Consider the following 11,549-nt stretch of genomic DNA (forward strand, 5'->3'; position numbering starts at 1 on the left):
GATCAGGAGGCGTGTCAGCCACCTGACTCGTTATTGCCAAGATGGTAATAAACTAAAGCTTTGTCAACATGATGTCGCACTTCAGTAAAAGAATTTGCCTCAACTCTTCTGATGGGTTGAAAGCCTGCTCCGTCATCCGCACGTCTTGTCATAGGCACACGATAGGCGGCACTCGGTTGACCGCACGCATGCAGCTCGGGCAGGTGATGTTGCTTGTCGGGTGCCGCCTTACACAGCAAAGACCCCCGTTCGGCGAGATACCGAATGGGGGTCTTTGCTGTGCATCACTCGCGTCATCCCCCTGACAGTAGTGGGAGATCGATGCCAGGGGTGTCGGTCGCTACAGCACGGCGATCAAGGCCTCGGCGTAGGCGACGAGATCGGGCTCGCTCATTACCTCGACGCGGTTCAATCCACTGTCCAGGCTCGCCGGCTGACCGTGGCGAACCAGCAAGGTGCGCGGATAGCCCGCACCGCCGATGCGCTCACTCAGCTGTGCATGAGCATCGCTGAGATAGACCCCACGGGTCTGCTGCACGCACAGGGTCACCAGTGGCAGACCGCCACGGGCAAGCGCCGCCTCGAAAGCAGGCAATGCCGGACGCTGACGCTCGGTGCAATCCGGGCACCATTCCGCGACCTGATTGAGCACGAAAGTATCGCCAGCGGCCAGCCGCGCTTCCACCTCGGCCAGGGTGACGTGAGAAGAGATGTCGTTGCTCATGGTTCACCTCAGTACAGGGACGGATCGGTTTTCTCGGGACGTGTCTTGAAGCGACGGTGCAGCCACAGATACTGCTCGGGATGCTTGCGGATCGCCCCTTCGATGAAGGCGTTGATGCGCGTGGCATCGGCGACGTCATCGCCACTCGGGAAGTTGTCCAGCGCCGGCAGATACTCCAGCGTATAGGTACGATTGTCCGGATTGCGGTGGAACATCAAGGGCATCACCGGCGCGCCCGTCATGCGGGCGATCTTGGCCGTCAGCTTGATGGAGGCGGCATCGATGCCGAAGAACGGCGCGAACACGCTGACCTCGCGGCCGAAGTCCTGATCCGGTGAATACCACACGCCATGGCCGCTCTTGATGCGACGCACCACGCCCCGCAGGTCGTGACGATCGATGGCGATCCCGAAGATGCGATTGCGCGCACGGGTCATGAAGCGCTCGAACAGCGGGTTGTCGTGGGGGCGATAGACGACATCGGCCGGAAAGAACAGCGAGTGCAGTGCGCCGCCCAGATCCAGGGTCGAGAAGTGTATGCCCACGATGAGCGCCCCCTTGCCCTGGGCCATGGCGCGCTCCATGTGCTCCTGCCCCTTGAAGGTCACGCGATCACGCATATGCTCCGGATCACGACACCAGCCGGTGGCCGTCTCGAAGATACCGATGCCGTTGGCGTGGAAAGTCTTGCGTACCTGACGCGCGCGCTCCGCCTCGCTCCACTCGGGAAAGCACAGCTTGAGGTTGGTGTCGGTGATGTGACGACGACGCTTGCCGAAGCGCCACGCCAGCTCACCAAGGCCACGCCCCAGCCACAACTTGGCGCACCAGGGCAGATAGGCCGAAGCCTTCATGGCACCGATGCCCAGCCAGGTCAGCCAGTAGCGGGGGTGTGCAAAACTCTCGGGATAGCTCTTCTTGGCCATGACTCTCTCGTTCGACGGGCAACGGCGGCCATTGTAGACCGCGCGAGCCTTGCCGTCAGGTCAGGCGTGCGTATCCAGCGGCTGAGCGCTGGCCAACTGCGCGACACCCTTGTCGTGCGCCACACTGCCAACGCCGCCATGATAGTGTCTGGGCACGCGCGGCAGCAGCCCCGTCAGCAGTGTATAGCTGATGGTGTCGCAGCTGGCGGCGACGCGATTGACCTCAAGCCCCTCGCCCCACAGCACCACACGTGAACCGACACCCGCCTCGGGCAGGTCCGTGATATCCACCGTCAGCATGTCCATCGACACCTTGCCGGCCAGCACCGTTTCCTGACCATCCACCAGCACTGGCGTACCATCCACGGCGTGGCGATCATAGCCATCACCATAACCGCAGGCGACGACACCGATACGCGTCGGACGCGTGGCCACGAAGCGCCCCGAGTACCCTACCGGCTCGCCGATGGCGATCTCACGCACGGCGATGATGGCCGAAGACAGCGTCATCACCGGCTTCAGGCGCCGACTGGCATCATTGGCGCCTTCCAGCGGGTCTGCTCCGTAGAGCATGATTCCCGGGCGGTTCCAGGCCGCATGCGTCTCTGGCCAGGCAAGCGTCGCCGGAGAGTTGGCCAGACACAGCGGCAGCTCTGCCTCGGCCGCCAGGGCCGTCACCGCCGCCATCTGCTGCTGGAAGTAGTCTGGTGTCAGGCTGTCAGCGCTGGCGAAGTGCGTCATCAGGTGCAGGTCACGCGCCTTGCCACACGCCTCGAGGCGCGCCTTGGCGTCCAGCACCTGCTCGGCCGTGAAGCCGAGACGATGCATCCCCGAGTCGAACTTGATCCAGCAGGACAAGGGCTGCGCAAGCTCACTCTGTTCGAGGGCCGCCAACTGCCATTCGCTGTGGATGGCGCACCAGAGGTCATGCTCGGCCGCCAAGGCGTACTCCGCGGCCTCGAACACCCCCTCAAGCAGCACGATCGGATGAGAGATGCCGCCCGCCCGCAGCGCCAGCGCCTCCTCTATCGTGGCCACCGCAAAGGCGGGGGCTACATCCGCCAGTGCCTGCGCGCACGCCACCGCACCATGCCCGTAGGCGTCCGCCTTGATCACGGCCAGGGCGCGCGAATGCGGCGCCAGCTCGCAGGCCAGCTGATAGTTGTGACGCAGTGCATCGAGATCAATATCAGCGCGCAGTGGGCGGGACATGTGGGGACTCCAGAGTGATCGGTGAAAATGACAGACAGCAGAGCAAGCCCCTCAATTATTTTCCATCATCGCCGTCAGGTCACGCTGCAAACCACTAAACTTTTCCCAAATTACCGATAGAAACCACTACCTGTTAAAACACATGCAGGATTTTCGACCGAAACTACTGCAAAACCGCTTGCCTCGAGGCCGCGCTGCCCTTGCGCGCTGCTTTTTTGGCGCCTTGCTGTCTGACCATCACTTGCCTGGTGAACACATGCCTGACGATCAGTGGCCTGACCAACTGATGCCCCCAAACGCATGCCCCAAAACGCATGCACCCCCGCAGGCAGGGCCTGTGGGGGTGCATGCAGGACGTGGCGATAGCCAGCGCGGGACGATCAGGGCGTCGCGTTTTCCAGCTCGTCGGAGCTCTCATCATTCAGCACCAGGGACACCTGACGATCTGCCTTGAGGCTCTCGTTGAGGTCACGCACGCTGTTGATATCGATGATACCTGCCGCCTGACGCAGGTTGAGCAGGTCGAGCACATAGGTGTAACGCGAAGAGGCGTAGTCCGCCAGCGCCTGATACAGGGCCTGCTCGGCGTCCAGCACGTCGACGATGTTACGGGTGCCGACTTCATAACCGGAGCGAGTCGCTTCCAGTGCACTGCGGCTGGAGACGATCGCCTGCTTGCGCGCCTTGACGGTCAGAACGTCGCTGCGCACCTGGCTGTAGAGCGAGCGCACGCTCTGGGTGGTGGAGCGCTGCTGATCGAGCAGGTCGTACTGGCTCTGCTCGAGCAGATGGGTGCTCTGACGTACCTGGGCGGAGGTGCGGCCACCGGTATAGATCGGCAGGGAGGCCTGAATACCGATCTGGTTGTATTCCTGATACCCCCCGGCAGTATCGATGTCGGTTTCATCGTAGGAGTAAGTCGCGAAGGCGCCGACTTCCGGCAGGTGGCCTGCGCGGGAGGTCTTCACATCGCCTCTGGCGACATCGACACCCTTCTGGGCAGCACCGATCAGCGGGTTGTTGGACAATGCCATCTCGACCCACTTGCCGCGGCTGGCCGGTACCGGCGCTTCGATCGCCAGATCTTCTTCCAGACCATCGATGGAATCGTACTGCTGGCCCGTCAGCTGCTGCAGGGCCTCGAAGCTGACCTGAAGATCAGCTTCGGCCGCGATGCGCTGGGCACGCGCATCATCAAAGGATGCCTTGGCTTCCTGCACATCCGTGATCGCGATCAGACCGACCTCGAACTGCTGATTGGCCTGGTCCAGCTGGCGGGAGAAGGCCTTTTCCTGAGCAATGCGCGCATCGAGCACATCACGATTGTTCAGGATGGTGAAATAGGCAGACGCCACGTCATAGAGCAGCTGCTGCTGATCGGAATCCAGCAGCAGTTTCTGCTGACGGGTGGTGTCCTTGCTGGTCGCGAGCTCATACCAGTCGGCGGCATCGAACAGCTGCTGGTTCACGTTGACCACGATATTGCTATCGGTGTAATCGCCTTCGGTGCCGCTCTGGGAATTGCCGGTGACATCGGTACGCGACACGGTTCCCGTGGCAGTGATCTGGGGCAGCAGGTCAGCAAGCTCGATACGCTCATTGTCCTCGACACTCTGATAGAGCGAGCGAGAGGAGGACAGGCTGGCGTTGTGGGTCAATGCATCACGCGTGATGTCGAGCAGATTGGCAGCCTGAGCCTGGGTCGCAAAACCCATCGCCAGCACCAGTGGCAGTATGCGAATGTTGGCCATGTATGCGTTGTTCCTGATCAGTGACAGTCGTGACCTGCATGGCGCCTCGAAAGCACCAGGACAAGGTAAAAGGTAGCTCACACATCGGCTGGACTACTGCCTCAGCCCTGCTCAAGCGGGTCGTGGAAAAAGTGGCCTTAGTCTAATCGTCGCTCTTTTGGGCGTCCAGTTAGTTGGCTAACTTTGTTGCACGATACAGCGTTTCCAAATTGACAACAGTGTCATGGGGCATCCTGCACTGAGCGCAGTGCGTCAGAATGACCCCACTCTGCCAGAATAATGATGACACAATATGAAAACGGCCCACTCGAATCACGAGCGGGCCGTTTTCACTGGCAACCTGCATCAGGGGATCGACAGCCATGACGACTGTGCCCGTGCATCATTCAAAGATGGATTCGAGCGTCAGCCCCTGCTTCTCGAGCATGCGCCGCAGCTTCTTGAGCGCCTCGACCTGGATCTGACGCACCCGCTCACGCGTCAGGCCGATCTCCTCGCCCACTTCCTCCAGCGTCGCGGCTTCATGACCGCGCAGCCCGAAGCGACGCACCACCACTTCCATCTGCTTCTCGGTCAGTTCCGCCAGCCACTCATCGACATGCGCCTTGACGTCGACATCCACCAGGCTGGACTCCGGGCTGGTGTCATTCTCGTCGGCGATGGTCTCGATCAGCGGCTTGTCGCTCTCGCCGCCCATCGGGTAGTCGACGGATGACACGCGCTCATTGAGCCCCAGCATCTTCTTGACGGTATCGACCGGCTTGTCGAGGAAGTCGGCTATCTCCTCAGCGGTGGCCTCATGATCCAGTTTCTGGGTCAGCTGGCGCGCGGCACGCAGGTAGATGTTGAGTTCCTTGACGACGTGAATCGGCAGACGAATGGTGCGCGTCTGATTCATCAGTGCCCGCTCGATGGTCTGGCGAATCCACCAGGTGGCGTAGGTCGAGAAACGGAAGCCGCGCTCGGGGTCGAACTTCTCCACCGCGCGGATCAGCCCCAGATTGCCCTCCTCGATCAGGTCGAGCAGCGACAGACCACGATTCAGATAGCGCCGCGCGATCTTGACCACCAGACGCAGGTTCGACTCGATCATGCGCTGGCGACCGGCGGGGTCGCCCGCCTGTGCCAGACGCCCGAAGTAGACTTCCTCCTCGGGCTTGAGCAACGGGGAAAAACCAATCTCGTTGAGGTAGATCTGGGTCGCATCCAGGCTTTGGTAGTGCTTGCGCTCTTCACGATTCAAGGCGCGTTCGAATGCCGCCTCTTCCGCTTCTGCCTCAAGCGTATCGTCGTCCTCCTCGACATCCTCAAGGGACAACTCAACCTCAGCCTGATCGATATCCTTTTCCAGCATGCTCATGTCGATACCCCGTTGTCTCTGGTCTGGTGCCAGGAACTTGTTGTTGTGGCAGCGGTGGGAATCAGCGTTTAGGCAGGAATTTCAGTGGGTCCTTGGGCTGCCCATCCTCGCGAATCTCGAAGTGCAGCTGCGCACGTTCAGCGTCAGTGGCTCCCAGAGTGGCGATGACCTGTCCGGCGTCGATCACATCGTTCTCTGATACACGCAGAGTGTCGTTGTGGGCGTAGGCGCTCAGATAGCGGTCGTTGTGCTTGAGAATGATGAGGTTACCGTAACCACGTACTCCGCTTCCGGCGTAGACCACGATTCCCGGCCCTGCTGCCTTGACAGGTTGCCCCTTTTGACCAGCGATATCAATGCCGCCGGTGACACTCTCGGACTCGCCGAACTTGCCGATGATCTCGCCTTGCGTAGGCCACTGCCAGTCAACGTTTTTTACTGGAACATAGGTCTTCTTGGCCGGTGCAGCCTTGGCGGTTTCGCCAGCAACGTTGGTACCCTTTTCAACCTTGGCAGCCTCATTTTTCACGCTAGCGGCCGCTTTCTCACGCTCTGCTGCGGCGGCAGCGGCGGCTTGCTCGGCCTTTTCCTTGGCAGCCTTGCGCGCCTCGGCCTGGGCAGCAGCCGCACTGGCAGCTGCCTCGCTGGCCGTCTGGCTGGCTGTCTGTGTAGCAGAGCTACTGGCCTGCGCAGCACTGCTGCTGGCCTGCCCTGCGCTGTCAGTGGCTGAGTTGCGCGCCGTCTCGGCGAGTGCCTCTTCACTGCCTTCCTGGTAGACAGGCCCCAGCCCGGCAGCCGCCGCGGCGCCGGTGGCGGCCGAGGACACGCCACCCGAGCCGGTCGTCAGCGACTGGGCCTGACTGGTGCGCTGTTGCTGCTGAGCCATGGCGGATTCATCCGGTGCCAGCCAGTCAGGCAGTTCGCTGCCGCCGGCGATCGAGCTGTCGCTGCCCCCGCCCATCGGCGTGGCAACGACGCCACCGCTCGAGGCGACGCTCGTGCCGGAAGTACCCGCCGCACTGGCCGGCAGCTGGGTGTTGGGGTCCAGTCGCAGCGTCTGCCCCGGCTGCAGGGTGTAGGGCGGATTCAAGCCGTTCATGCGCGCCACATCCCGGAAATCCTGGCCACTCTGCCAGGAGATGCCATACAGGGTGTCACCGCGCTGAACGGTATAGGTGTCGGAGGTGATACGCGCATTGCCGGCGTTGAGGTCCTGAACCTGCGGGCGAGTGGTCGCCGTGCTGCAGGCTGTCAGCGCACCCAGCGCCAGACCTGCCAACGTCAGTTTGATTCCCTTGTCCATCCTGTCACGCATGTTCCTGCTCCTTGCGGGAATTGCTGGAGTCGTCATCCGGGCCGGAGCGCTCTCCGGCAAACCAGACAAGCAATACGCCGGCCAGCATCAGGGCGAGTGCCGCCCACAGCTGGGCAGGCTCACCGGTCACACTGGTATAGGTATCCGGCATCATGAAGTGGTAATCCAGCGGAACCTGTTCACCCTTGGGTCCCAGACGATAATCGGTGATGGTGCGCCACGGCCACAATACCGGCAGCGAGCCGAGAATGAAGCCCGTCAGCAGCATCAGTGTCGCGGTGTGATGATGACGAAACAACCACGACAACAAACGCGAGAAGGTGAACAGCCCGATGGCGCAGCCGCTGCCGAACAGCACGATCAGTTGCAGATCGAAGCTCTTGATGCCAGTCATCACCGTGCCGTAGAGGCCCATGGTCAGCAACAGGAAGCTGCCGGAAACGCCCGGCAGCAGCATGGCACTGATGGCGATGGCACCGCCGACCACCAGTACCCAGGAGGCATCGGTGGCGGCAGGCAACAGGCTCGGCAACTTGCTGGCCAGCACCAGCCCCAGCGCCAACCACACCAGATAGCCCATCCGGAAGGTGGTGATACGCCGCGCGACCACCACCCCGGAGCACACCACCAGCCCGAAGAAGAAGGCATTGAGCAGCAGCGGCTGCGCCTCCATCAGCCAGGTCACCAGATGCGCCACGCTGATCAGGCTGGCGAAGATGCCAGCGACCAGCGGCAGCAGAAAGGCCAGATTCAAATGCTGCCACAGCGCCTTGAAGCCCTGCTCACGCCATACGCCGATGGCGGAGGGGCCGAAGCGCTTGATGGACTCGATCAATTCTTCATAGATGCCGGTCACGAAGGCAATCGTGCCGCCTGATACCCCGGGCACGGCATCCGCCGCCCCCATGCCAGCGCCCTTGAAGAACACGCTCAAAGCTCGTTTCACCTGATCACTCCCTCGAGCAACGGCACGAAGCGCACGGCCTCGAACCGCTGAATATCCTGAGTGTCGCCGACGTGGCGCACTCGTGTCAGCCACTGACGATCACTGTCGTCCTCGGCCAATGGCACGATCATCACCCCCTGCGGGGCCAACTGTTTCAACAACGCCTGCGGCAGATGTGGCGCGCAGGCGGTCACCACGATCAGATCAAATGCCGAGCCATCGTCCTGCCAGCCATGCCCACCATCGGCATGGCGCAGCTCGACATTGTCGAGCCCGAACCAACCAAGGCGTTGAACGGCCCTGGCGTGCAGCACGGCGATGCGCTCGAGCGAAGACACCCGAGCGAACAGGCGCGCCAGCAGCAATGTCTGATAGCCCGAACCGGTGCCGACCTCCAGCACCCGACACTCCTCGCGCGGGCGCGGCGCTTGCGCCAGGGCAAGCTCCGTCATGCGGGCGTGCATGTAAGGCTGGGACAGGGTCTGCCCCTGCCCCAGCGGCAGCGCAGTATCTTCATAGGCACGGTGCGCCAGCGCCTCATCGAGAAACAGATGGCGCGGTTCACTGGCCATCAGCTCCAGCACCCGCTCATCGCGAATGCCGGCATCCTCCAGGCGCGCCACCATGCGGTCTCGCGTGCGCTGGGACGTCATGCCGATACCGCTCAGCTGCGCCGTGTCCGGTCGCCTGAGATGCAAGGGCCCGGCGATTCCCGCTGCGCTGTCTGACTGCGCAAGCGGGAAAGCGTTCTGATACACGTCCTTCATGGTCTTGATTCATATCCTTCGAACGAGGACTTCACAGCGAAATCTTGAGCCTTGGCTGGCGCTACGTCGCTCAGGTCAGCGCCTCGAGCCACTGCGCCACATCGTGACGCGCCCCATGGGAGGTGAGATCCGTCATCAACGGCGTGATGGACACATAGCCGGCCGCGATGGCGGCGAAGTCGGTGTCATCGCCATCATCGATGCCATCGCCGGCCAGCGCGATCCAGTAGCGGGTACGGCCACGCGGGTCCTTGACCTCGATCGGGGCGCCCGCCGGGCCACGGTGGCCCTGACGCGTGACGCGAAAACCACGAATCTCACTCCACGGCACATCCGGCACATTGACGTTGAGCAATGAGCGCGGCGGCAATGCCAGGGTCTCGGCCGCGCCGACGAGGCTCGCCGCCACGCGTCCGGCGGTCTCGAAGTGGGTCTTGCCGCACAGTGACATCGCGATCGCCGACATGCCCAGCGAGCGCCCTTCCATCGCCGCCGCCACGGTGCCGGAATACAGCACGTCATCGCCTAGGTTGGCGCCATGGTTGATACCGGAAATCACGATGTCAGGCTTCTCGTCCCAGACGCCATTGACGCCCAGATAGACACAATCCGCGGGTGTGCCGTCGACGCTGTAGAAGCCGTTCTCCATCGCGGAGAGCAACAACGGCCGACTCAGCGTCAGCGAGTTGCTGGCCCCTGAGCGATCACGGTCCGGCGCGACCACACGAATGCGTGCCTGCCCGGCCAGCGCGTCATGCAGCGCCTTGAGCCCCGGAGCGTGCACGCCATCATCATTGGAAAGCAGAATCCTGCGCATCATCTCACTCCTTTGCGAATCATCGGATAGCCGTCATGTCGCCTGACGGCACTACAGCAGCGGGTGGGCGATCAGCTCACGCAACAGGCCCGTCGCGAAGCTGCCACGCGGCAGATCAAAGTGCAGCCAGACACTGGCCTCGCCACCTTCGGTTTTTGCCTGCTCTGGCGTGATATCCCACTCCAGACGCGGCTTGCCGGGCATCAGGCGCAGCGGACGACGCTCCGCCTTGACGCCGGCCTTCTCGAGCCCCTCGCACAGCTGCGGCCAACGCGTGGCCAGGACCTGCTCGAGCTGGGCGACCTGAGCATGAGCCTCCGCACGCCCGGTGCCCCACAGCGGGCCAGTGGGATGAATATCGCCACTCGCCAGGCGCTGCGCCAGCGTCTCGGCCGACTCGCTGCCATCGGTGACGAAGCGCGAGCCCGTCCCATTGAGCGCAAACACCTCACCGCTCAACGCCGTCGCCCAGCAATGCGCCTTGAGGCGCGCGGCCAGCACCTCGTTGAACAGGAAGCTGCGCGCGGTCGACAGCAGCATGCCGCTGCGGTCATCGCGCTTGCGCCAGCCACGCACCAGCACGGCACGTGCCCGGCCGAGATTATGTCCCTGATGGCCGAAACGCTGCGGCCCGAAATAGTTGGGCACACCATCACGTATCAGCGTCTGCCAGCGCGCCTCGAACTCGGGATGCGCGACGGCCTCACCACTGACACGCAGCGCGAAGCGGTTGCCGCGATGCACGCCACGCTTGAGCTTGCGCGGATGACGCACGCTGGCCAGCACGCGGACGCCCTTCTCGGCCAGCGCATCGCTGAGATCCTGCGGCGCTTCACGCCCCGGCAACCACACGGAGACCCACTGCTGGGTGATCGCCTGCTTGTCCTTGAGACCGGCCACGCCGATATCACGTGGCGCGACCTCACACAGGCTGGCCAGTTCACGGCACAGCTCATCGGTGGTCAGGCCGCGTTTCTCGACCCACAGCCACTGATGCTCGCCGTGGCCTTCAGGCACGAAGTCCATCAGCTCGGTGACCCGGAAGTCCTCGGGCGTGTGGCGGAAGTCGCCGGCTCCCAGCGGGCCGCCATGCGCATGCGGCCAGCGCTGCATCAATTCAGCTTCCTTGACCCACGCCTCGCTGCCCGCGGCGTCCAGCGCCGTCAGCGCCTCGGCAAACAGTGCATCCGCCTCGGGCAACTCAGACATGTCATTCACTTCAGACATGCTCGGCTCCGCCCGCGGTCGGCAGCGCGCCCAGCAGCACCACCGCCTCGGCAGCGATACCTTCCTTGCGACCGGTGAAGCCGAGCCGCTCGGTGGTGGTGGCCTTGACGTTGACGACCGCCAGCGGCACGCGCAGATCTTCGGCGATCACTTCCCGCATCGCCTGGATGTGCGGCGCCATCTTCGGCGCCTGCGCCATCACGGTGAGATCGACATTGCCGACCCCGAAACCGGCGGCATTGACCAGCCCGATCACGTGGCGCAGCAGGCCACGGCTATCGGCGCCGGACCACTCGCTGTCGGTGTCCGGGAAATGCTTGCCGATATCGCCCATGCCACAGGCGCCGAGCAGCGCATCGCACAGCGCATGCAGCAGCACGTCACCGTCGGAGTGCGCCACGAAGCCATGCTCGTAGGCGATCTTCACGCCACCGATCATGAGGTGATCGCCATCGCCGAAGCGATGCACATCGAAGCCGTGGCCGATGCGCAGGGCCATCGGCA

11 protein-coding genes are annotated in these 11,549 nt (G+C 63.0%); all 11 read right to left on the bottom strand.

Annotated elements, in window-relative coordinates:
- Positions 1-340 precede the first annotated feature (340 nt).
- The 11 genes from HA399_RS12925 to ispF all read right to left on the bottom strand — a co-directional run bounded on the left by HA399_RS12925 (position 341) and on the right by ispF (position 11,538).
- Positions 341-724 carry a TlpA family protein disulfide reductase gene (locus HA399_RS12925; protein WP_404325187.1) on the bottom strand — a complete coding sequence of 128 codons (384 nt, stop codon included), beginning with the start codon at positions 722-724 and terminating at the stop codon, positions 341-343.
- A gap of 8 nt (positions 725-732) precedes the next feature.
- Positions 733-1,650: an LpxL/LpxP family Kdo(2)-lipid IV(A) lauroyl/palmitoleoyl acyltransferase gene (gene lpxL / locus HA399_RS12930; protein ID WP_054555555.1), complete on the bottom strand. Its 918-nt coding sequence runs from the start codon at positions 1,648-1,650 to the stop codon at positions 733-735.
- Positions 1,651-1,710: 60 nt separating this feature from the next.
- A complete protein-coding gene (gene alr / locus HA399_RS12935) occupies positions 1,711-2,862 on the bottom strand; it encodes an alanine racemase (RefSeq protein ID WP_404325188.1) in 1,152 nt (383 codons plus the stop codon).
- 380 nt (positions 2,863-3,242) lie between these two features.
- Entirely contained in the window at positions 3,243-4,613 is a 1,371-nt protein-coding gene (locus tag HA399_RS12940) for a TolC family outer membrane protein (RefSeq protein ID WP_107336201.1), read from the bottom strand.
- Positions 4,614-4,995: 382 nt separating this feature from the next.
- Positions 4,996-5,973 carry an RNA polymerase sigma factor RpoS gene (gene rpoS / locus HA399_RS12945; RefSeq protein WP_043331399.1) on the bottom strand — a complete coding sequence of 326 codons (978 nt, stop codon included), beginning with the start codon at positions 5,971-5,973 and terminating at the stop codon, positions 4,996-4,998.
- 61 nt (positions 5,974-6,034) lie between these two features.
- Positions 6,035-7,288, bottom strand: a complete 1,254-nt coding sequence (locus HA399_RS12950; protein ID WP_404325189.1) for a peptidoglycan DD-metalloendopeptidase family protein — start codon at positions 7,286-7,288, stop codon at positions 6,035-6,037.
- Positions 7,281-8,234: a DUF368 domain-containing protein gene (locus tag HA399_RS12955; protein WP_242007677.1), complete on the bottom strand. Its 954-nt coding sequence runs from the start codon at positions 8,232-8,234 to the stop codon at positions 7,281-7,283. The genes HA399_RS12950 and HA399_RS12955 overlap by 8 nt, the downstream gene beginning before the upstream one ends.
- On the bottom strand, positions 8,231-8,887 hold the full coding sequence (locus HA399_RS12960) for a protein-L-isoaspartate(D-aspartate) O-methyltransferase (RefSeq protein ID WP_404326987.1): 657 nt from the start codon (positions 8,885-8,887) through the stop codon (positions 8,231-8,233). Before HA399_RS12960 ends, HA399_RS12955 begins: the two co-directional genes overlap by 4 nt.
- Positions 8,888-9,071: 184 nt before the next feature.
- Complete coding sequence (gene surE, locus HA399_RS12965; RefSeq protein WP_043331401.1) at positions 9,072-9,818, bottom strand: 5'/3'-nucleotidase SurE; 747 nt, start codon at positions 9,816-9,818, stop codon at positions 9,072-9,074.
- Positions 9,819-9,869: 51 nt separating this feature from the next.
- A complete protein-coding gene (gene truD, locus HA399_RS12970; RefSeq protein ID WP_404325190.1) occupies positions 9,870-11,045 on the bottom strand; it encodes a tRNA pseudouridine(13) synthase TruD in 1,176 nt (391 codons plus the stop codon).
- Positions 11,038-11,538, bottom strand: a complete 501-nt coding sequence (gene ispF / locus HA399_RS12975) for a 2-C-methyl-D-erythritol 2,4-cyclodiphosphate synthase (protein ID WP_054555734.1) — start codon at positions 11,536-11,538, stop codon at positions 11,038-11,040. Before ispF ends, truD begins: the two co-directional genes overlap by 8 nt.
- Positions 11,539-11,549: the final 11 nt, after the last annotated feature.

The organism is Cobetia sp. UIB-001 (genome assembly GCF_044789135.1).
GTDB lineage: Bacteria > Pseudomonadota > Gammaproteobacteria > Pseudomonadales > Halomonadaceae > Cobetia > Cobetia amphilecti.